This is a genomic window from Rhizobium sp. BK399, assembly GCF_014194695.1.
Taxonomy (GTDB): Bacteria; Pseudomonadota; Alphaproteobacteria; order Rhizobiales; family Rhizobiaceae; genus Rhizobium.
On the sequence record NZ_JACIAH010000001.1, the window covers coordinates 238,004 to 258,387 of the forward strand.

General features: G+C 60.3%; 18 protein-coding genes. 8 read left to right on the forward strand and 10 right to left on the reverse strand.

Annotated elements, in window-relative coordinates:
• Position 1: 1 nt before the first annotated feature.
• The 3 genes from rnd to FHT97_RS01255 all read left to right on the forward strand — a co-directional run bounded on the left by rnd (position 2) and on the right by FHT97_RS01255 (position 3,763).
• Positions 2–1,147 carry a ribonuclease D gene (rnd, locus tag FHT97_RS01245; RefSeq protein WP_183859335.1) on the forward strand — a complete coding sequence of 382 codons (1,146 nt, stop codon included), beginning with the start codon at positions 2–4 and terminating at the stop codon, positions 1,145–1,147.
• A gap of 144 nt (positions 1,148–1,291) precedes the next feature.
• Positions 1,292–2,359: an adenylate/guanylate cyclase domain-containing protein gene (locus FHT97_RS01250; protein ID WP_183859337.1), complete on the forward strand. Its 1,068-nt coding sequence runs from the start codon at positions 1,292–1,294 to the stop codon at positions 2,357–2,359.
• A gap of 45 nt (positions 2,360–2,404) precedes the next feature.
• Positions 2,405–3,763 (forward strand): esterase-like activity of phytase family protein, encoded by a 1,359-nt coding sequence (locus FHT97_RS01255; protein WP_183859339.1) that lies wholly within the window; start codon positions 2,405–2,407, stop codon positions 3,761–3,763.
• A gap of 92 nt (positions 3,764–3,855) precedes the next feature.
• Here FHT97_RS01255 and FHT97_RS01260 read toward each other — a convergent pair whose 3' ends face one another.
• Positions 3,856–4,476, reverse strand: a complete 621-nt coding sequence (locus FHT97_RS01260; protein ID WP_183859340.1) for a YdeI/OmpD-associated family protein — start codon at positions 4,474–4,476, stop codon at positions 3,856–3,858.
• A 186-nt stretch (positions 4,477–4,662) separates the two neighbouring features.
• Complete coding sequence (locus FHT97_RS01265; protein WP_183859342.1) at positions 4,663–5,628, reverse strand: DMT family transporter; 966 nt, start codon at positions 5,626–5,628, stop codon at positions 4,663–4,665.
• Between the two features lie 176 nt (positions 5,629–5,804).
• Between FHT97_RS01265 and FHT97_RS01270 the strand changes: the two genes are divergently transcribed.
• On the forward strand, positions 5,805–5,972 hold the full coding sequence (locus FHT97_RS01270; protein WP_183859344.1) for a hypothetical protein: 168 nt from the start codon (positions 5,805–5,807) through the stop codon (positions 5,970–5,972).
• Between the two features lie 118 nt (positions 5,973–6,090).
• On the opposite strand, the gene ppx is transcribed toward FHT97_RS01270, so the two are convergent.
• The 4 genes from ppx to FHT97_RS01290 all read right to left on the reverse strand — a co-directional run bounded on the left by ppx (position 6,091) and on the right by FHT97_RS01290 (position 11,728).
• Positions 6,091–7,614 carry an exopolyphosphatase gene (gene ppx, locus FHT97_RS01275; protein WP_183859346.1) on the reverse strand — a complete coding sequence of 508 codons (1,524 nt, stop codon included), beginning with the start codon at positions 7,612–7,614 and terminating at the stop codon, positions 6,091–6,093.
• Between the two features lie 12 nt (positions 7,615–7,626).
• Entirely contained in the window at positions 7,627–9,831 is a 2,205-nt protein-coding gene (locus tag FHT97_RS01280) for an RNA degradosome polyphosphate kinase (RefSeq protein ID WP_183859348.1), read from the reverse strand.
• A gap of 65 nt (positions 9,832–9,896) precedes the next feature.
• On the reverse strand, positions 9,897–10,610 hold the full coding sequence (hdaA, locus tag FHT97_RS01285; RefSeq protein ID WP_183859350.1) for a DnaA regulatory inactivator HdaA: 714 nt from the start codon (positions 10,608–10,610) through the stop codon (positions 9,897–9,899).
• Positions 10,607–11,728, reverse strand: coding sequence for an AI-2E family transporter (locus FHT97_RS01290; RefSeq protein WP_183751507.1), 1,122 nt, complete (start codon positions 11,726–11,728; stop codon positions 10,607–10,609). The genes hdaA and FHT97_RS01290 overlap by 4 nt, the downstream gene beginning before the upstream one ends.
• A 246-nt stretch (positions 11,729–11,974) precedes the next feature.
• On the opposite strand from FHT97_RS01290, the gene purM reads away from it, so the two are divergent.
• Complete coding sequence (gene purM / locus FHT97_RS01295; RefSeq protein ID WP_183859352.1) at positions 11,975–13,048, forward strand: phosphoribosylformylglycinamidine cyclo-ligase; 1,074 nt, start codon at positions 11,975–11,977, stop codon at positions 13,046–13,048.
• Positions 13,045–13,719, forward strand: coding sequence for a phosphoribosylglycinamide formyltransferase (gene purN / locus FHT97_RS01300; RefSeq protein ID WP_183859354.1), 675 nt, complete (start codon positions 13,045–13,047; stop codon positions 13,717–13,719). Before purM ends, purN begins: the two co-directional genes overlap by 4 nt.
• 100 nt (positions 13,720–13,819) lie before the next feature.
• On the opposite strand, the gene FHT97_RS01305 is transcribed toward purN, so the two are convergent.
• From FHT97_RS01305 to FHT97_RS01315, 3 genes are all read right to left on the reverse strand, one after another.
• The gene (locus FHT97_RS01305) at positions 13,820–14,983 is read right to left on the reverse strand and encodes an alpha-D-ribose 1-methylphosphonate 5-triphosphate diphosphatase (RefSeq protein WP_183859356.1); all 1,164 of its coding nucleotides are present in this window, start codon (positions 14,981–14,983) and stop codon (positions 13,820–13,822) included.
• A 98-nt stretch (positions 14,984–15,081) separates the two neighbouring features.
• The gene (locus tag FHT97_RS01310) at positions 15,082–15,675 is read right to left on the reverse strand and encodes an NUDIX domain-containing protein (protein ID WP_183859358.1); all 594 of its coding nucleotides are present in this window, start codon (positions 15,673–15,675) and stop codon (positions 15,082–15,084) included.
• On the reverse strand, positions 15,672–17,810 hold the full coding sequence (locus tag FHT97_RS01315; RefSeq protein WP_183859360.1) for a molybdopterin oxidoreductase family protein: 2,139 nt from the start codon (positions 17,808–17,810) through the stop codon (positions 15,672–15,674). Before FHT97_RS01315 ends, FHT97_RS01310 begins: the two co-directional genes overlap by 4 nt.
• An 83-nt stretch (positions 17,811–17,893) precedes the next feature.
• Here FHT97_RS01315 and FHT97_RS01320 point away from each other — a divergent pair, with 83 nt between their 5' ends.
• Both FHT97_RS01320 and FHT97_RS01325 read left to right on the forward strand, forming a co-directional pair.
• A complete protein-coding gene (locus FHT97_RS01320; RefSeq protein WP_183859362.1) occupies positions 17,894–18,763 on the forward strand; it encodes a 23S rRNA (adenine(2030)-N(6))-methyltransferase RlmJ in 870 nt (289 codons plus the stop codon).
• A 58-nt stretch (positions 18,764–18,821) separates the two neighbouring features.
• Positions 18,822–19,418 (forward strand): glutathione S-transferase, encoded by a 597-nt coding sequence (locus FHT97_RS01325; RefSeq protein WP_183859364.1) that lies wholly within the window; start codon positions 18,822–18,824, stop codon positions 19,416–19,418.
• Here FHT97_RS01325 and FHT97_RS01330 read toward each other — a convergent pair.
• Positions 19,409–20,314 carry a LysR family transcriptional regulator gene (locus FHT97_RS01330; RefSeq protein ID WP_183859366.1) on the reverse strand — a complete coding sequence of 302 codons (906 nt, stop codon included), beginning with the start codon at positions 20,312–20,314 and terminating at the stop codon, positions 19,409–19,411. The genes FHT97_RS01325 and FHT97_RS01330 overlap by 10 nt on opposite strands.
• Positions 20,315–20,384 lie beyond the last annotated feature (70 nt).

Here is a 20,384-nt window from a genome sequence, read left to right on the forward strand (position 1 = left end):
GATGATCGAAACAACCGCCGATTTGGAGGCGGCCTGCAAAGAGCTGGCCAAGTCAGAATTCATTACCATCGACACCGAGTTTCTCCGAGAGACGACGTTCTGGCCGGAACTCTGCTTAATACAGATGGCAAGCCCAACGACGGAAGTGCTGGTCGATCCGTTGGCGAAGGGCCTCGACCTCAAGCCGTTTTTCGAGCTGATGGCCAATCCTGCCGTGCTCAAGGTCTTCCACGCCGCCCGCCAAGACATCGAAATCATTTACAACCGCGGCGGGCTCATTCCGCATCCGATTTTCGACACGCAGGTTGCCGCGATGGTGTGCGGATTCGGGGACTCGGTCTCCTACGACCAGCTCGTCAGCCGCACCAAGGGTGTCCAAATCGACAAGTCGTCGCGCTTCACGGACTGGAGCCGCCGGCCGCTCTCGGAAAAGCAGCTCGACTACGCGCTGGCCGATGTCACGCACCTCCGCGACGTCTACCTCTACCTCAAGGCCGAACTCGAACGCGAAGGCCGCTCCTCCTGGCTGCGGGAGGAGATGGATATCCTTGAGGCCCGCGAGACCTACGACCTGCATCCGGACGATGCATGGCAGCGGTTGAAAATGCGCCTGCGCAAGCCGCAGGAACTCGCCATCCTCAAATATGTCGCCGCCTGGCGCGAGCGTGAGGCCCGAAGCCGCAACGTGCCGCGCTCGCGCGTGCTGAAGGACGACGCGATCTATGAGATCGCCCAGCAGCAGCCGAAGGACGCCGAAGCGCTTGGCCGCTTGCGCACGATCCCCAAGGGTTGGGAACGGTCGGCCGCCGGCGCTGCCGTGGTCGAAGCCGTCAATGCCGCGCTTGCCTTGCCGAAGACCGAAATGCCGCACGCCCCACGGCAGGCACAGCCACCAGAGGGCGCCGCCGCCGCCGCCGAATTGCTGAAGGTCCTGTTGAAGCTGATCTCGGAAAAGCACGGCGTCGCACCAAAGGTGATCGCCAACAGCGAAGATCTCGACAAGATCGCATCTGAGGGCGAGAAGGCCGAGGTCGCAGCGCTTCACGGCTGGCGGCGGGAGCTCTTCGGCGAGCCTGCGCTGCAGCTTATCCAGGGCCAGGTCGCCCTTCGCTTCGTCGGTAAGAAGGTCGAGACGGTGGCGCTCTAGCGCCATCAAGCGGACGTTTTTGCGCGTATAGTCATTTCGAGATTGTATTGATCGCGGAACGAACCTGGCGTGTCTTTTGGAAGCACCCGATGCTTCCTATATGCCTTGGGTATCCCGGCGACGCGTCACCGCGAAAAGGACTCCATGAGGGAAATATCACCAGTCCAGAACTGGCTATTGATCGCACTTGTCATCGCCGCGAGCGGCGTGCTTTACGATATGCGGTTTTATGGGGGGCATCCCTTCCTCGGTGCGACGTTCGCGCTCGCCATCGGCCTGCCGATCATTGCGTTCGAGCGCAAAGTCATCTTGCGCTCCCTCTACCGTCGCATGCAGGCGCTTCCGACGCTGACGTTCTTCCTCGCGGAGATCTTCGTCTACGAAATACTGATGAGCGCCGGATTTGCAGTTGCCGGCCTATCCATGTGGTGGCTCGGCTTCTTTCATCCGGAATCGTGGGTCGATGCCGTCGTCCTGCCGTTCAACGCATTTCTCTATGCGCTCGCGGTGTGCGCGCTGATCATCTTCGTGCTTCGGATACGTGAACTACTGGGGCGCGATATCTTCCTGAACATGCTGTTCAGCCGCTACCGCAAGCCGATCAGCGAGGAACGCGTCTTCCTGTTTATCGATCTGGTGGACTCGACCTCTTTTGCCGAGAAACACGGCGACCTCAAAGCGCAGCAGATGCTGAGTTCTCTGTTCGCCTCGTTCGCCGAGCCGGTGAGAAAGTACAAGGGTACCATCGATGACTATGTGGGCGATGCTGCGATCATCAGCTGGCCATTGGAACGCGGGATCAAGTTCGCCCGATGCGTGAACTGCATATTCGATATCGTCGGCGCGATCGAGGCGGACGCCGAGCACTGGCTGAAGGCATTTGGTCAGGTCCCTCGCCTGCGCGCCGCCTTGCACGGCGGCACCGTCATCACGGCTGAAATCGGTGTCGACCATCACAAGATCACCTATTTCGGCGACACCGTGAACACCACGTCCCGACTGGAATCGCTTTGCAAGACCTTGAACCGCTCGGTCCTGATCTCCTCCGACCTCGCTCAGCGCATCAAGATGCCGGAGACGGTCTCGGCGCAGGACCTGGGAACCCACGCCGTCAAGGGTCGCGGCCAGAGCCTCGGCGTCATCTCGCTCGTCAAGGCGGACAACCGGCTGGCGTCACCAAAGCTTCACGCAAGCGTCAACGCGCCGACATGAAAGCATTGCTAATCGAAACCCGCATTCCATCCTTTGGGGGTTTCAATGAAAAATACTCTTCTTGCTTCCGTTTCATTTGTTCTTTTGATCGCCGGTTCAGCCGCTGCCGACCAACAGGAATTTCCCGCCAAGCTCGCGGGCCAGGCGATCCTGCCGGCCAACACGCTGGTTGCGGCTCCGGCCGATGCGCCTGAGTTCCTCAAGCACTCCGGCAAGTTCACCACCGCCGACCGCAAGCGCACCGAAGCGCTCGGTAGCGTTCCCGGCAAGGACGGCGTTCGCGTCACTGATCTGAAGCTGCCGTTCGACGGCCAGCCGATCCAGGGCTTCTCCGGCATCAAGACGATGGCTGACGGCAGCTTCTGGACGCTCTCCGACAACGGCTTCGGCTCCAAGGCAAACTCCAGCGACGCGATGCTCTTCCTGCATCAGGTGAAGTTCGACTGGCAGGCTGGCAAGGTCGATGTCGTCAAGAACCTGTTCCTGTCCGATCCCGACAAGAAGGCCCCCTTCCCGATCGTGCTCGAAGGCGCGGACAAGCGCTATCTGACAGGTGCTGACTTCGATATCGAATCTGTACAGCCTGTCGCCGACGGCTTCTGGATCGGCGAGGAATTCGGACCCTATCTCCTGAAGTTCGACACCGAGGGCCGCCTGACCCACGTGGTCGCGACCACTGTTGACAACAAGCCTGTCATGTCGCCCGACAATCCGGTCCTCTCCGTTCCGGCGAACCCGACCGCCAAGATGCCGGTCTTCAACCTGAAGCGTTCGGGCGGCTTTGAGGGTCTTGCCATGTCGAAGGACGGTAGCAAGCTCTACGGCCTTCTGGAGGGCGCCCTCTATCAAGACGACGGCAAGATGGAATCCGTTGACGGCCATACTGCCATCCGCGTCATCGAGTTCGACACGGCTTCCAAGAAATGGACTGGGCGCACCTGGTTCTATCCGTTCGAGGACAAGGGCGTTTCGATCGGTGACTTCAACATGCTCGACGATGCGACCGCCCTCGTCATCGAACGTGACAACGGCGCCGGCACGAAGGACAAGGCTTGTGCCGATCCCAAGCAGCCGAAGCCCGATTGCTTTGAGGCTCCGGCTGAACTCAAGCGCATCTACAAGATCGAGTTCAACGACGCCAACGTCGGCAAGGCTGTCCGCAAGATCGGCTACATCGACCTGCTGAATATCAAGGACCCCGACAACAAGAAGAAGGCCGGCAACAAGGATGGCATCTATGACATGCCTTTCGTGACGATCGAAAACGTCGACCGCGTCGATGCCACCCACATCATCGTCGGCAACGACAACAACCTGCCCTTCTCTGCGGGCCGCGCCATCGACAAGGCTGACAACAACGAGTTCAGCCTGCTCGAAGTCGGTGAACTCCTGAACGCGAAATAAGCTTAAGTCTCACAAGGAAGGTCCCGCTTGAAAAGCGCGGGGCTTTCCAGAAATGAACGACGCCTGAGCGGCAAGCCTTTAGGAACCTCGAACTATCGCTCCGTAGCACCCTTTCCAGCGAGAATGTGATCTCGGAATTTAGCGATCCGCGTCGTTCGCGTTTCCGACTTCTTCACCCCGTTGAGATTGATCACGTAGCTCTTCTGTCGGCCAGGTGTCAGATCGTAAAACGCCTCGGCAAGTTCAGGATCGGAATCGAGAGCCTCAACCAGCTCATCGGGCAGATCGACTTCGCCTTGCCTTTTCGATGGCTTGATGCCCGCCTCGGCGTAGCCCATCGCTTCCTTCAGGTAGGACCGGATGACAGGTTCCATCTTTACGACCTGTGCGTTCTCCACAAAGCGGAGCATGTCGGGATGTTGAGTGTTCGGCCCCTGCTTCTCGAGGACGCCCTCGGAATCTCTCAGCAATGCGGCGTTAAAGAAAGTCAGGCGATAATCGCCGCGAAAGGCGCCCATTATGGCGATGTTGCGGCCTTCATGCATGTAGCAGGGATGCGCCCATTTCACCGTCTCGACGAGACCCACCTCACGACAGATGCGGCGGAGCTCGTTCAGGCCGTCAATCCATTGCCGCGTCGAACAGTCCGGCGTCGCAAAGCGCTCGCAGCGTCCGCATCCTTTCGTGAAAAAGTCCTCAATGTCGGTGATCATCACTCTCGCCCAAGCTCCTTTCGCAGTGGTTGGCTGCTCACTTGAAGCATCCCAAAGCAATACGTCAACTTAGGGCCGAAATCTTTACGAATGCGACGCAGGCGATTAACGCCTCCCCGGTGAGGGGCAAAGAGAGACGGCCGGCTTGTCGCGGGCAGGTTCGACTGTCGACGGTGGCCCGCACCCTCAGGCTTTTGCGGCCTGTGTCTTCGGCTTCAGGAAGATGATCAGAAGCAGACCGGCGACGATGAGAGCCGCGCCCTCGAGATGATAGCGTTGCAACTGTTCCCCGAGGATCAGATAGGCGAGGATCGCGATGAAAATCGTCTGGATGTAGAGAAGCACGCCAGCCCGCGCCGCACCCAGGGCCTCGATGCTACGATTGAACAGATAATACATGATCGCCCCGCCGGGGATCGCGACGTATGCGAGCGCAATGAGCCCGCTGGTATTGAGCGTCGAGCGTTCGTCCGAGGCAAGCTCATAGAGGTAGAAGGGCAGCGCCGTCAGCACCGCGGCGCCAAGAAGCAGCACAAGCAGCGCTAGGCGGTTCAAATCGAATTTCGCCCGGCGAAGCAACACCGTATAGAGGCTGAAACAGAACGCGCCGGCGACGATCCACAGTTCGCCCGGATTGAGATCGAGACGCATCAACGCAGCCGGGCTGCCTTTGATGATGATGACCACAATCCCGAAAAAGGCCAGGATCGATCCGATCACCTGCCAGCTTCCCATCGGTTCGGCGAGAAACAAACGGGCGAGGATCATGGTGATGATCGGGATCAGTGCGATAATGATGCCCGCAGTCGTGGCGTCGGCATGCTCCAGGCCGACAAAAATCAAGCCTTGGCAGATCGCAAGTCCCATGCCACCGACGACAAGCAGTTCCAGGCCGCGGGCTCGGATAAGAGCGACCATGTCGCCGAAATGCCGGCGCACGATGGGCATCAAAATCGCCCAGGCAATCAACACGCGCCAAAAGCAGAGCGTCCAGGGCGGCATCTCAGTCGAGACCCATTTCGCGGCAATATAGACGCCCGCCGATAGCAGCCAGCAGAGGATGCCCACGGAATAGGCGGTCGCAAGCGAACCGCCCGCTGCCTCTCCCGTTCCAACCGTGTCGCGATGGACCGTCACGCCATGTATCGCCATGGGTCAAAGTTATGCCACAGTTCCCCGCCTCTGCACAGGCGCTCCGCCACCATGATTGGTCTTGGCTCGTCGAGGTTGTTTTGCGGCTCGCTCCAACCACCATTCCTCGAAAAATTTGAACGAAATGGGCGTGGATTGGTTGTTCCAAGGTCACCACCTCAACAATGGAGACACTTATGAGCAAGACAGACGTGAAAGAAATCCAAAAGCGCACCGCGCGTCAGGTCGAAAACACCAGCGGTGGCGGCCATCTCGGCGGAACCTATTTTGGGCAACAACCTGACGGCAAGACTGCATCGGTTTCCAGCAAGGAAGGGCCGAAAGCAAGAGCCAACGATGGCTAAAACGGAACCCCGCCAAGAGCGGGGTTCCTCCGTTCTGGCATGAAGCATCCACATCGAGCCAAGATTAGCCAGCGGAAGATGCTTTTCGCCTCGCACCTCGGTCGTGCGTCCCCAATCGCTATTCGAAGCGGAAAGCCAAACGGTGGTTGGTCAGCTTGGCAAGTTGTTGCAGCCGGCCTTCAAGGCGCTCGCCGGCGAAGTCATGATATTCCGCCGGAACCACGAACTCCAGGTCGAGATCTGGTTGGGACGACTTCTGGAAGGTCAGGTTTCGCACGATTCCCGGCATGGATGCCGAAAAGAGATAGACCACCCGCAACAAACCGCCGAGCAGCTTGGCGCGCTCGATGAAGCGCGGAGTCGCGATCGCCGCAAGCGGGCCTGTGGCACCGTCATCGTACGGTCCTTCGAACCGGTAGTAATTCGTTAGCGCAATGAAGGCGCGGCCAGGATGACTGATGCCAACAAAGGACGAGTGCGCAATGATATTCAGCGCCTGTAGTCCACGGTAATCAGGGTGCGCGCGCCAACTGATGTCGGCAAGCAGGCAGGCTGCCTGACGATAGCGCGCCTCCTCCTCCGTCTCAGTGATGCCGAAATAGGGCATCATGCGGCCGGTCCATCCCGCCAGCTCTCTGGCGTGCTCTGGCGAACGTGCACGCAGAATGGCGAGTTCGCCGGCGGCCGCCAGCAGCGGATCGGTGCGACGCTCACCGTCCGAGAGCAGTGAATAGAGATAGCCTTCGCGCACGCCCTGCCCCGAAAACGAGATAACAGAGGGCTTCATTGCGCTTAGAACCTCTTTCATGGCCACGGCGCCGAAGGGAAGCAACGCGCGGCGATGCTTCGAAACAGCCATCCACGCAGGATCCTTTGAATCCCGTGCAATCTCCACCTGATCGAGGAAGTGCATCATCGCCTCGAGCGAAACTTCGTAGCCCTGCATCATGTGCAGCGGATACTGCGTCATCTCCATGTGCAGCTTGGCGATGTTTCGCCAAGTGCCGCCGACCGCGTAGAACGTTCGCCCGGCGCCCTTAGCGAGCAGCTTGGAACTGGTTTTCACATGCTTGCGGGCAAAGGTTCGAGCCTTCTCCAGCGAGCCGCCTGCATATTCCGAGAGGCGAAGGCCACCGAGCGGCAAGGTTACCCCCTTGCCGATTTCCTTACCCTTGATGTCGATCAATTCGAGTGAGCCGCCACCAAGGTCGCCGGCAATGCCGTCAGGCTCATAAAAGCCGCTGACGATGCCGAGTGCGGAGAACTTCGCCTCCTCCTCGCCGGAGAGAACACGAACTCTGCGCTGAAGGATCGTTTCTGCCTGATGGATGAAGTCTGGACCGTTCGATGCTTCGCGCGCCGCCGCCGTTGCGAGCACATACATCGTGGAAGCGCGCGCCTGGTCGGACAAAGCCTTGAAGCGATGGAGGGCGGCCAGAGCGCGCTCTACGCTCGCCTCATCCATCTTGCCGGTCAGCGCAATACCGCGGCCCAGGCCGCACAACACCTTCTCATTGAAAAGGATCGTCGGCGAGCGGGACATGCCTTCATAGATGACCACACGGATCGAGTTCGACCCGATGTCGACGACGGAGACCGGGGCAATCCCTGGAAGGCGCCCCTGGGCTTCTGATTCAACCATGCAGGTCCAATTTTACTTGTTGTTTCGACCGGAGAGGAGCCCGGCAATCAGCTTGGGTGCACTGGACTTCAAAGCTTCACCACGGCCGGACAGGCTTGGGTTTGTCATGAAATACTGCTGCGCGTTGAACGGCTCTTCGCCCTTGCGCACTTCCATGCGCCTTGACGTTCCGTCGGGCAATATCTCGTAGCTTTGCTGATTGTCAATAATATTGCCCAGCATAATCTGTGAGAGAACCTGCTCGTGCACGGTCGGATTGGTCAGCGGTACGAGCGTTTCGACACGGCGATCGAGGTTCCGCGGCATCATGTCGGCCGAGCCGATATAGACCAGGGCCTTGTCGGACGGCAGCCCATGACCATTGCCGAAGCAGAAGATACGGCTGTGCTCCAAAAAGCGCCCAACAATCGACTTCACCCGGATATTTTCAGAGAGGCCGGGCACTTGCGGGCGCAGGCAGCAGATGCCTCGGATCACAAGGTCGATCTCGACGCCGGCGCGGCTTGCGGTATAGAGCGCATCGATGATCTCGGGGTCGACAAGCGAATTCATCTTCATCCAGATCGCCGCTGGCGCGCCGTTCTGGGCATGCTTGATCTCTTCCTCGATGTGGCGAACGATGCGCGAGCGCAGCGTATACGGAGACACCGCCAACTTCATGCTCTGTTCCGGCTCGCCGTAACCGGTGATGAAGTTGAAGATATTCGCCATGTCGTGGGCAATCACCGGGTTGCAGGTGAAGAACGACAGGTCGGTATAGATTTTCGCGGTGACCGGATGATAGTTGCCGGTGCCGAGATGGCAGTAGCTGCGCAGCTTGCCTTCTTCGCGGCGGACGACCAGCGACATCTTGGCGTGGGTCTTCAGTTCGATGAAGCCGAAGACGACCTGCACGCCGGCGCGCTCCAGGTCGCGCGCCCAGCGAATATTCGCCTCTTCGTCGAAGCGGGCCTTCAGTTCGACGAGAGCTGTAACCGATTTGCCCGACTCGGCTGCATCGATCAGCGCACGGACGATCGGACTGTCGTTCGACGTGCGGTAAAGCGTCTGCTTTATCGCCAAAACGTCAGGGTCGCGTGCAGCCTGGAGCAGAAACTGGACCACCACGTCGAAAGACTCGTAGGGGTGGTGAACCACCATGTCCTTTTCCCGGATTGCGGCGAAGCAGTCGCCGGCGTGCTCTCGGACTCGTTCGGGAAATCGCGCATTGTAGGGCGGAAATCGAAGGTCTTCGCGCGGCGCCTTGGTGATCTCGGACAGCGTATTCAACGCGAGAAGTCCCGGCAGAACGGCAACCCGGTTTTCCGGAACACTCAGCGCCTGTACGACGAACTGGCGCAGCGACGCCGGCATTTCTGAATCGGTCTCAATACGGATCACCGATCCGCGGCGGCGACGCTTCAGCGCGGTTTCGAAGAAGCGCACCAGATCTTCGGCCTCTTCCTCAACTTCGATATCGCTATCGCGGATGATCCGGAATGTACCCGAGCCCTGCACCTCATATCCGGGATAGAGCCGGTGAATGAAGACGTTGGTGACGTCTTCAAGGGTGATGTAGCGGATCGTGTTACGGTCATCCGGCAGCCGCACGAAGCGGTCGAGTGCCGGCGGCAGGCGCAGCAGCGCCGTCATCGGTTCACGACCGTTCTTGCTGATCAACTGCAGGCCAATCGAGAATCCGAGATTCGGGATGAAGGGGAATGGGTGCGCGGGGTCGATCGACAGCGGCGTCAGTACGGGGAAAATGGCCTGCTCGAACTCCGTCGCGAGCCACGCGCGGTCAGTTTCACTAAGCGCTCCGGGGCGCACGATCAGGATATCTTCCTTGGCGAGATACTGCTGAAGCACGGCAAGCGATGCCTGTTGCTCCATCTGCAGATTGTCAATCTCCTGGAGGATGGCGTCGAGTTGCTCGGCTGGTGTCTTGCCATCAGGCGTACGCACGACGATATTCTGACGCACCTGACCTTCGAGACCGGCTACGCGGACCATGAAGAATTCGTCGAGGTTTGCGGCCGAGATCGACAGGAACCGAACGCGCTCTAGCAGCGGATGCTCGGTATTCAGCGTTTCCTCGAGAACACGGCGATTGAACTGTAACCAGGAGAATTCGCGGTTGATGAAGCGCTCGGGACTGGTCAGCAATTCTTCTAGAGAAGGCACAGCCTCGTTGGTTTCCGGAGTAGGTTCGTGATGCTCCGTTACTGCGCTATCCATGGTCTGATTGTCCCGTTTTCTTCGGTCAAGCGAATTATATCAGTTTCACGACAGAACTGTGACGGTCAATCCGCCGGCTCCGAATTACCCAATTCATTCAATACCTCAGCGGCAAGAGCTCGGGTAATCTTAGTGCCTCTGGAAAGGGCAAGTCGATCAAGCCTGTCGACGATCGTCTGGGCCGCATTCAGGGATCGCTCCATCCGGTTAACGATATAGAGGACCAGTTTGTCATCAATATAAAGCTGTCGGTCGGCGAACAGCTTTACAATCACCTGGGACAGCAGTTCCTCATCCGGCTCACCGATCTCGACGACCGTCGCCGCCTTCAGACGCGAGCGCAAATCCGCCAGTTCGACGGGCCACGACATCGGCCAAAGGCGGCTCGTCATGAGAAGGCTGTGACCGTTTTCGCGCACACTGTTGATGACGTGAAAGAGTTCGTTGTCGTCGAAGCCAAGCCGATCGACATCCTCGAACAGGACCGGCCCATTGGCTGCATCGACGGCCGCGTTGGCGCCCGCCTTCGGATGAATCTCAATAGCACCGCTGTGATCCTTCCAGATGTTCGCGAGGTGCGACTTTCCGGAACCCACGGGGCCTGCGAGGATCACGACGGGCGAAGGCCAGTTCGGCCACGCATCGACGATCGACACGGCTGCCGCCAGCCGTTCGGAGATCAACAGATCATCACGCCCCGTTGCGGCATCGTGCGAAAAGGCCAAGGGAAGCTGCTCGACGGCATTGCGCCTTGGACCAGCATTTTTCACATCAGTCATTTGGGATCAGCTTTTGTCTTCCTGATCTGGCCGGTCTTTGCCGTGCCAGCATAAAGATCGCTTTGAAGGTAACGCGAAAGCGCAAAACGAACAAGCACACCAACCGCGGCGGCGGCGGGCACCGCGACCAGGAGCCCGACGAAACCAAAGAGTGCGCCGAAGGCAAACAGCGCAAACATCAGCCATACGGGGTGCAGGCCGACGCTGTGGCCAACAAGCTTCGGCTGCAGGATATTGCCTTCCATGAACTGGCCGCTGAAGAAGACCGCAAGCACGGCGCCAACCCAGAGATAGTCGGGCCAGAACTGGACGATGGCAACGCCGACGGCAAGAACGAGGCCGACCAGCGAACCGACATAGGGGATGAAGCTGATCATTCCCGCGAAGAGGCCGATCAACAGGCCGAAGTTCAACCCGATCAGCGACAAGCCGACGGCGTACCAGATCCCGAGGATAAGGCAGAGCGACCCTTGGCCGCGGATGAACCCGGCAATCGCCTGGTCGATCTCACGCATGATCTGATGGACGTTGGCCACATAGTCACGCGGAATATACTGATCGACCTTGGCGATCATGCGATCCCAATCCAGCAGCATATAGAAGGCCACAACGGGCGTGACGATCATCAGCGAGATGACATTGACCACGGCAAGGCCGGAACTCCAGACCTGACCGAACAGACCGGTGAGCAATCCAAACCCCTGTGACAGGATTTCCGAGAAGTTGTTCTTGATCGTGCCGAGCTGGCTCCTCACCCAATCCGGCATGAGGGAATTCTGGGACTGTATGATGAAGGTCTGCAACTGATCGATGTAACCCGGTAGACGGCCAGCAAAATCGCTGAACTGGCTCGCCAAAACCGGAATCAGTATCATCAATGCGAGTACGATAATGACGACGAACGCAATCAGGATGACGACCGTCGCCATCAGGCGGCTGAGACCGAGGCGCTCGAGCCGGTCGGCAATCGGGTCAAGGAAGTAGGCCAATGCCATCCCCGCCAGGAACGGCAGCAGGATCGAGCTGAAGAGGAAAAGGAAGCCAATAAAGAAGGCGAGCACGATCAGCCAGAAGATCACCTGGCGCTTCAGACCTGCCCCGCTAACCTGCTGTGGCATCACATTCCCCGCTGATCGACTGTCTCGATTTTTTGCATCATAGCGATGCAACCTTTCGAGCACATAGGATGTGGCCGAGAGAATGGTCAACCCCGGCGCTAAAAATCGAGAGAGCCCGCGTCAATTGAGCGGGAAATTGGGGCTTTTTCCATGCAATCCCTTGCATGTAGGCCCGTGTCATGCAATGGCGACCCGCATATCGAGGCGGTGACATTTCCCGCCCGCGCACAGCCATCGGAGAGCAGCATGAGCCAGTCTGGAAAAAACGGCCTGACCTATAGCGACGCAGGCGTCGACATCGATGCCGGAAACCTTCTGGTGGAGAAGATCAAGCCCGCCGTGCGCTCGACGCGCCGCCCGGGTGCGGACGGCGAGATCGGCGGCTTCGGCGGCCTGTTCGACCTCAGGGCTGCGGGTTTCACCGATCCGGTTCTCGTTGCCGCCAATGACGGCGTCGGCACCAAGCTGAAGATCGCCATCGATGCCGATTATCATGACACTGTCGGTATCGATCTCGTCGCCATGTGCGTCAACGATCTGGTCGTCCAGGGTGCTGAGCCACTTTTCTTCCTCGATTACTTCGCGACGGGCAAGCTCGATCCTGACCAGGGTGCGGCGATCGTCGAGGGCATTGCCGCCGGCTGCCGTGACGCGGGCTGCGCGCTGATCGGCGGCGAGACCGCCGAGATGCCGGGTATGTACTCTTCCGGAGACTACGACTTGGCCGGCTTTGCCGTCGGTGCGGCCGAGCGCGGCCAGCTGCTGCCGTCGGGCGACATCGCCGAAGGCGACGTGATCCTCGGCCTTGCCTCGTCGGGCGTCCACTCCAACGGCTTCTCTCTGGTTCGCAAGATCGTCGGCATTTCGGGCCTCGCCTGGGATGCCCCGGCTCCGTTCGCTGACGGCAAGAGCCTCGGCGAAGCCCTGCTGACGCCGACCCGCATCTATGTAAAGCCGCTCCTGAAGGCGATCCGCGCAACCAAGGCTATCAAGGCATTGGCGCACATCACCGGTGGTGGCTTCCCGGAGAACATTCCGCGCGTTCTGCCGAAGCACCTCGCAGCCGAGATTGATCTTGCTGCCGTCAGGGTACCGGCGGTTTTCTCCTGGCTTTCCAAGACGGGCGGCGTTGAAGCCAACGAAATGCTGCGCACCTTCAACTGCGGCGTCGGCATGATCGCGGTCGTTTCGGCTGAGAACGTCGCGACCGTCACTGCGGCTCTCGAAGCTGAAGGCGAGACGGTCGTAACGCTCGGTCGGATGATTGCCCGCGCCGAAGGTGCCGGCGGTACGGTTTACAAGGGCACGCTCGCCATATGACATCGCCGCGCAAACGCGTCGTCGTCTTCATCTCCGGCGGCGGTTCCAACATGATGGCGCTGGTCGCAGCCGCCAGGGCTGGCGACTTTCCGGCGGAAATCGTCGGCGTCATCTCCGACAAGGCCGACGCCGGCGGGCTCGCCAAGGCGGCAGCCGAAGGCATCCCCACCTTCGCTTTCGTCCGCAAGGACTATGCGAGCAAGGAAGCCCACGAGGAGGCAATCTTTGCCGCGCTCGATCAGCTTTCGCCCGACATTCTTTGCCTTGCCGGCTACATGCGGCTGCTGAGCGGCATCTTCATCCAGCGCTACGAGGGACGGATGATCAACATCCACCCTTCCCTGCTGCCGCTGTTTCCCGGCCTGCACACGCATCAGCGCGCGATCGACGCCGGGATGCGGATCGCCGGCTGCACCGTGCATTTCGTCACCGAAGGCATGGATGAGGGACCGGTTATCGGCCAGGCCGCAGTTCCTGTCCTTTCCAGCGACAATGCCGACAGCCTTGCCGCGCGCGTGCTCACAGTCGAGCATCAGCTTTACCCGCAGGCGCTGCGGCTCTTTGCTCAGGGCAAGGTGAAGATGGAGGGCGGCAAGGCCGTCAGCACCGACGCTGCAGCAGCGCCGGCGGAACGTAGCAGCGTTATCTCGCTGATCGGCGAAGGCGCCTGAAGCACGGCGCGATCCTTTGGATCCCCCCCTGCTCTAATTCTCTGTTTCTACGCATATCCATGTCCCGAAAGGCTCCGCTTTCGGGACATATTCCGTGCCCTCAGGCGGCAAGCGCCCGAGGCTGATGAAGCGTGCCGTCGCTGTAGACAAATAGGCCCTTGCGGAAGGTGGCGCGGATGCGATGCACGTCACCGGCTTCGATGACAACCAGGTCGGCCTGCTGACCGACGGCAATTTCACCACGATCGAGAAGACCGGCGGAGCGCGCCGCATTGCGGGTCGCCATTGCGACGGCGTAAGGCAGGCTCGTGCGATCGGCGATCTTGAAGATGCCGGGCACGAAGGCCGCAGGATGATAGTCGGCAGCAATGACCGTCAGAAGGCCGGCGGCAGCGGCATCCAATGCGCTGAGATTGCCGGACATCGATTGGCCACGCAGCGCGTTCGGTGCGCCCATCAGCGTCCAGAGGCCGCGACGCCGCGCTTCTTCCGCTGCCGGGAGCGTCACCGGAAATTCGCTGATCGTTACGCCGAGATCGTGCATCTGCGCGACCTTCTCGGCGCTATCGTCATCGTGGGAGGCGAGCGACAGGTTGTGCTTCAGCGCGAGATCGACAACCTGCTTCAGCTTGATCTCGATGTCGGGATTGTTGCGCATCTCGATACGCTTGGCGACCATCTCGGCGGCCATCTCCTCGGAAATGGCACGGCGCTCGGCGATGCTCAGGATGTAGCTCTCGATGTTGTTATACTGCCCCTGCCCCGGCGTGTGATCCGTCAGCGAGACCATGTCGACATGGCCGGCATCGAGCAGCTTTTCGAGCGTCGGCGCGGCGCCGAGATTGGTGATCTCGTAGCGCGCATGGACACGATGATCGATGAGCAGGTTGTTCTTCAATCGGCTGATGCTTTCGATCACGGCCGATGTTGTCTCAAGCGAGCGGACGTGGCCGTAGACGCTTTCCGTTGCGAAGGAGACGGCCGCGAATGCGGTCGTGACGCCTGCGGCTGCGAGCTTCTTGTCCAGTTCGTGGATGCTGAAATCGATCGGCATCGGTGCATTCGGGCGCGGCGCGATCTCCCGTTCGACCATGTCGCCATGAAGGTCCACGAAGCCCGGCATCAATAGGCGCCCACCGCCATCGATCGCACCGTTGGCGACCGGTTCGGGCCTGATTTCGGCAATGACGCCATCCTCGACGCGGACCGAGCCGTGGCTCACGATCTCATCTGGAAGGACAAGAGTAAAATTGCTGAGCCACATCGGTTTTTCTCCAGGCAGGGATTTATGACAAGGCGGAGCGCTTAGCGCTGATTCATGACATCGGTGTGAAGGATAAGCCTCGCAAATTGGCCCATGCCCTAGCGCAGCGCGCCGCGGTTCATTGCCGCCCATTGCAGCAGCGTGATCGTCTTCAAGTCGATGATCGCGCCGTGCTCGATCATGGCCATCGCCTTGTCGAGCGGCACCTCCAGAACCTCGATGTCCTCGTGTTCGTGAGCAAGGCCGCCGCCATCGGAGACGCGGTCAGCGGTGTCGATCGAGGCGGCAAAGAAATGCAGCAACTCCATGCTCGAGCCCGGCGAACTGTAGGCCTTGAAGAGAAAGCGGACGTCGCGGACGCGGAAACCGGTTTCCTCCTCGGCCTCGCGGCGGATCGCCGCTTCCGGGGCATCGCCATCCAATAGCCCCGCCGGGGCTTCGATGATCCAGGACGGCTCGCCGTGAAGGAAGACCGGGAGCCGGAACTGCCGCACGAGGACAACGGTGTCGCGCTTCGGATCATAGAGCAGGATCGTCGCGGCCGGCGTGCGATGGTAGACCTCGCGCTGCAGGCGATGTGTCTCGCCATCGGAATCCGTGTAGTCGATCTGGAAGCCGCTCAGGCGCGTCCAGCCGTTCGAGAGCGTCTTTTCGTCGACGATCTCGGCTTTCGCCTTGTCAAATTTCGTCATGCGACATCCTTGCGCAGCCAGACCTTGTTGTCGTGAACCGCCGCGCCGCCATAGGGCGCCACCGGATCGGCGCCGGTCAGGACGTTGATCCCTTCGCCGTCGACATGCGCCTTGTTCGACCAAAGGCCTTCGGCAATCAACACGCCGGGCTTGACCTCTTCGGTGACCCGCACATGGATCCTGAGGTCGCCACGGTCGTTTCCGATCCGCACGAGATCGCCATGGTCGATACCACCGGCAAGGGCGTCGGCCGGGTTCATCATCAGTTCCGGCCGCCCTTCCTTCTGGCGCGAGGTCTTCGTTTCAGCGAAGCTCGAATTCAGGAAATTGCGGGCCGGCGACGTTGCGAGGCGGAACGGATGCTCGGCATCGGCAAGCTCGATGACATCGACCTGATCCGGAAACGCCGGAAGCTGCTCGTGTGGTCCGAGAGCACCGACAGCGGCCGGCGGCTTGTTCGGCGCAGGGCCTTCGACCCAGTCCGGGCGGAAATGGAACTTACCGTCAGGATGCGCGAAACCTTTGAGAAAATGCGCGTCCTCGAACTCCGGCTGACGGTCGAACCATTTGTGTTCGAGGAAATGATCGTATCCCGGCAAATTGCTGTCCTGGAGAACACGGTCGATCATTTCGCGCGCGGTGAAGCCGAAGCCCGGACGATCTGCAACACCGAGGCGCTTGGCCAGTTCCTCGATCACGAACAGGTTCGTCCGCACCGTTTCCGGCGGTTCGACAAGCTTGGGGCCGAGCAGGATGTGGTTCTGGCCTCCGGCGCGATAGATGTCGTCATGCTCGACGAACATCGTTGCCGGGATGACGATATCGGCCATCTCGGCGGTATCCGTCATGAACTGCTCGTGCACCGCGACAAACAGGTCGTCGCGGGCAAAGCCGCGCTTCACCAACCGTTGTTCGGGGGCGATGTTTACCGGATTGGTGTTCTGGATCAGCATGGCCGTCACGGGACCGCGATGGCGGAGCGCTACGGCATCGCCGGTCAGCGCGCGACCGATCTGCGACTGATCGATCATGCGGATATCCGCGTCCTTCATCGACTTGCCGGTCAGTTCCGCATTGTTCATACGGAAGATATCGCTGTTGGAGTGGAAGGCACCGCCGCCTTCGTACTGCCAGGAGCCGAGCACCGTCGCGATCGAAGCTGCCGCATGCATGGCGACGGCGCCGTTGCGCTGGCGGGTGAAGCCGTAGCCGAGGCGGAAATAGCTCTTCTTCGTCGTGCCGACGAGGCGCGCGAAGGCCTCGATCTCGTCGACGGAAAGGCCGGTGATGGCGGCCGCCCATTCGGGCGTCTTCGTCTTGAGATGCCCTTCAAGGCCGGCGGGATCGTCGGCGTACTTCGCCATGTATTGACGATCGGCATAGCCATCGCGGAAGGCGATGTGCATGACGGCGCAGGCGAGCGCCGCATCCGTGCCCGGCTTGACGATCAGCGCCATGTCGGCCTGCTTCATCGTCGGATTGTCGTAGATGTCGACGACGACGATCTTGGCGCCGCGCTCCTTGCGGGACTTGATGGCATGGGTCATCACGTTGACCTGCGTCGACACCGCATTGGTGCCCCAGATCACCACGCAATCGGTGCGGCCCATCTCGTGCGGGTCGGGCCCGCGCAGCGTGCCGGTGGCCATGGTGAAGCCGGTCCAGGCCGGATTGGTGCAGATCGACGAGAAGAACCCGGAATAGCGCTTGGCGTGGCGCAGGCGCTCGATCGAGTCGCGCTGAACCCAGCCCATGGTACCGGCGTAGAAATAGGGCCAGATCGCTTCGCTGCCGTCCCTCGCTTCCGCCTTGACGAAGGCTTCGGCGATTTCATCGAGAGCTGCGTCCCAGGAAATCTGCTGCCACTGCCCTGCTCCCTTGGCGCCCGTTCGGCGCAGCGGATGCATCAGCCGGTCCGGATGATAGAGCCGCTCGGCGTAGCGCGCGACCTTCGCGCAGATGACGCCCGAGGTGTAGCTGTGATCGTTTGCGCCCCGTACACGGCCGATGCGGCCGTCGTCGCCGATCTCCACCTCCAGCGCGCAGGTGGAGGGACAGTCGTGCGGACAGGCGGTGTGACCGAGCCTGACATTCGACTTGGCGGATTTGGCGTGAATGGGGGTCGCAATGTTCATGGCTTTTCTATATTCGAACCGGAAACCAGCCAAAAGTCAGAAATGACGTTGATCAGGCGAATTCATCACGGGCATCAGCGAAAATGAACTACCGCCACATCTATCACGCGGGCAATTTTGCCGATGTGCTCAAGCACGCCGTTCTGGCGCGGCTGATCCGCTACATGCAGAAGAAGGATGCTGGCTTTCGCGTGCTCGATACGCATGGCGGCATCGGGCTCTATGACCTCTCCTCCGAGGAGGCGCAAAAGACCGGCGAATGGAGCGACGGCATCGGCAAGCTTCTGGACGCGGAACTTGCCCCGCAGGTCGCCGAGCTGCTGGAGCCCTACCTCACCGCCGTGCGTGAACTGAACCCGGAGGGCGGGATCCGCTTCTATCCCGGCTCCCCTAAGCTCGCGCGCATGCTGTTTCGCCCACAGGACAGGCTCTCCGCGATGGAACTGCATCCGGAGGATTTCGCGCGACTGCACCGGCTGTTCGAGGGCGACCATCATGTCCGGATTACCGAACTCAACGGTTGGCTTTCGCTCGGCGCGCACCTGCCGCCGAAAGAGAAGCGCGGCATCGTGCTGGTCGATCCGCCGTTCGAAGAGGATGGCGAATACGAGCGTCTGGTCGATGGCCTGGCGAAAGCCTATCGCCGCTTCCCCGGCGGTACCTACTGCCTGTGGTACCCGCTGAAGAAGGGCGCACCAATCAAGGAATTCCATGAGGCGCTACAGGACCTCGACATTCCGAAGATGCTCTGCGCGGAACTCAGCGTGCGTAGCGACCGCGGGATCACCGGCTTGACCGGCTCAGGGCTTGTTATCGTCAACCCGCCCTTCACGCTGAAGGACGAGTTGCACGCCTTGCTGCCCGCGCTCAAGGATCTCCTGGCGCAGGATCGCTACGCTTCGCATCGCGCGTTTTGGCTGCGGGGCGAAGGCAAGATGGCAAAGGACGGTTGACCGACTCTTGCCGGCGCGAAATAGTCGCGCCGCAACATTACCATAGGGAAGAGCGACCATGAAGATCCTTTGCGCACCGACGTCTCCCTATTCCAGCAAGGTACGCATGGCCGCGCGCTACTTGGAACTGGATGCGATCGAGATCCGCGTGGATACGAACGCCGGGCCTGCCGTTCTCGTCGACAACAATCCACTCGGCAAAATCCCGACATTGTTGACCGACGACGGGCTGTCGATCTTCGACAGCGTCGCTATCATGCACTATTTCGACCGATTGAAGGGCAAGAAGCTTTACCCATCCAAGAGGGGTAGGCGGACGGAGGTCGAAATTCTCGAATCCCTGTGTGACGGCATCTGCGATTGCCTGCTCGCCATCGTCTACGAGCGGCGCTTCCGCGACGAGGAAAAGGTGCACCAACCCTGGATCGATCGACAGTGGAAGAAGGCTGTCTCCGGCTTGAACCATCTCAGCGTCCACCTGCCGAAAATAGGCAAGCGGCTGCACGGCGGGCACTTCGCGCTAGCAGCGACGTTGGGCTACCTGGACCTCCGTTTTCCGGGCCAGTGGGAGGCGGAGCACTCCGAACTCATCGGCTGGCGCCGGGAGTTTGAAAAGAAGTTTCCTGCCTACAGCCAACTGAAACCTCAGACCTGAGGCGTTCCCTTGTCAGTCTTCACGAAATCGATGAAGGCCCGCAGCGCCGTCGGGAGTTGTCGACGGCTAGGATAGTAGAGGAAGAAGCCCGGATAGAAGGGACACCAGTCCTCCAGCACGCGGATCAGCCTGCCTTCTGTGATCGCGGCTTGCGCCTGCTCTTCGAAAAGGTATCCGAGACCGCAGCCGCGCAGCACGGCATCATGGATAATGTCCTGGTCGCCCAATGTCAGCGGACCACGGACCTCGATCTCCAGTTCGATGCCGCCACGCTCGAACTCCCATCGATAGAGAGCGCCGCCGGAGAAACGATAGCGCACGCATTCGTGGTCGCGCAGATCGTGCGGTGTCACCGGCCTGGTTCTGCCTTCGAAGTAACTCGGCGCGGCGACGACCGCGAAGCGATGACGCGGGCCGATCGGCACCGCAATCATGTCGGCAGCGATGCTTTCGCCGAATCGAACGCCGGCATCGAAACCTGACGACACCATATCAACCAGTCCGTCATCGATGACGATCTCGACCTCGACGGAGGGATAAGCCTTCAAGAAACGGGCGACGATCGGCAGAAGCACGAGTTTCGTGGAGACGCGCGCCGCATTGATGCGGAGCTTCCCGTGCGGTTGGCCGCGAAAGCTATTGAGGTCGTCGAGGGCGGCATCAATGTCGAGGAAGGCCGGCCGGATCCGGTCGAACAATCGCTCGCCGGCCTCAGTCAGCGCCACGCCACGCGTTGTCCGGTTGACCAGACGCACCTCAAGTCGCTCTTCGATCGCCCGCAGCGCATGGCTTAAGGCGGAGGCCGTAACACCCAACTCGACCGATGCCCTCCGGAAGCTTCGGTGGTTGGCGATCGCCAGGAAGATCGCCAGATCGGTCGAGCGGACACGTTTCATTGATGAATTTTTCTCAGTAACCTATGAACAACAACGTAAATTCTCTCACCTATGCCAATACGCTACCTTC

What these genes read in the sequence shown, in the direction of transcription:
- rnd (WP_183859335.1), top strand. Translation starts at nt 2, where the DNA reads ATGATCGAAACAACCGCCGATTTGGAGGCGGCCTGCAAAGAGCTGGCC.
- FHT97_RS01250 (WP_183859337.1), top strand. Translation starts at nt 1,292, where the DNA reads ATGAGGGAAATATCACCAGTCCAGAACTGGCTATTGATCGCACTTGTC.
- FHT97_RS01255 (WP_183859339.1), top strand. Translation starts at nt 2,405, where the DNA reads ATGAAAAATACTCTTCTTGCTTCCGTTTCATTTGTTCTTTTGATCGCC.
- FHT97_RS01260 (WP_183859340.1), bottom strand. Translation starts at nt 4,476, where the DNA reads ATGATCACCGACATTGAGGACTTTTTCACGAAAGGATGCGGACGCTGC.
- FHT97_RS01265 (WP_183859342.1), bottom strand. Translation starts at nt 5,628, where the DNA reads ATGGCGATACATGGCGTGACGGTCCATCGCGACACGGTTGGAACGGGA.
- FHT97_RS01270 (WP_183859344.1), top strand. Translation starts at nt 5,805, where the DNA reads ATGAGCAAGACAGACGTGAAAGAAATCCAAAAGCGCACCGCGCGTCAG.
- ppx (WP_183859346.1), bottom strand. Translation starts at nt 7,614, where the DNA reads ATGGTTGAATCAGAAGCCCAGGGGCGCCTTCCAGGGATTGCCCCGGTC.
- FHT97_RS01280 (WP_183859348.1), bottom strand. Translation starts at nt 9,831, where the DNA reads ATGGATAGCGCAGTAACGGAGCATCACGAACCTACTCCGGAAACCAAC.
- hdaA (WP_183859350.1), bottom strand. Translation starts at nt 10,610, where the DNA reads ATGACTGATGTGAAAAATGCTGGTCCAAGGCGCAATGCCGTCGAGCAG.
- FHT97_RS01290 (WP_183751507.1), bottom strand. Translation starts at nt 11,728, where the DNA reads ATGCCACAGCAGGTTAGCGGGGCAGGTCTGAAGCGCCAGGTGATCTTC.
- purM (WP_183859352.1), top strand. Translation starts at nt 11,975, where the DNA reads ATGAGCCAGTCTGGAAAAAACGGCCTGACCTATAGCGACGCAGGCGTC.
- purN (WP_183859354.1), top strand. Translation starts at nt 13,045, where the DNA reads ATGACATCGCCGCGCAAACGCGTCGTCGTCTTCATCTCCGGCGGCGGT.
- FHT97_RS01305 (WP_183859356.1), bottom strand. Translation starts at nt 14,983, where the DNA reads ATGTGGCTCAGCAATTTTACTCTTGTCCTTCCAGATGAGATCGTGAGC.
- FHT97_RS01310 (WP_183859358.1), bottom strand. Translation starts at nt 15,675, where the DNA reads ATGACGAAATTTGACAAGGCGAAAGCCGAGATCGTCGACGAAAAGACG.
- FHT97_RS01315 (WP_183859360.1), bottom strand. Translation starts at nt 17,810, where the DNA reads ATGAACATTGCGACCCCCATTCACGCCAAATCCGCCAAGTCGAATGTC.
- FHT97_RS01320 (WP_183859362.1), top strand. Translation starts at nt 17,894, where the DNA reads ATGAACTACCGCCACATCTATCACGCGGGCAATTTTGCCGATGTGCTC.
- FHT97_RS01325 (WP_183859364.1), top strand. Translation starts at nt 18,822, where the DNA reads ATGAAGATCCTTTGCGCACCGACGTCTCCCTATTCCAGCAAGGTACGC.
- FHT97_RS01330 (WP_183859366.1), bottom strand. Translation starts at nt 20,314, where the DNA reads ATGAAACGTGTCCGCTCGACCGATCTGGCGATCTTCCTGGCGATCGCC.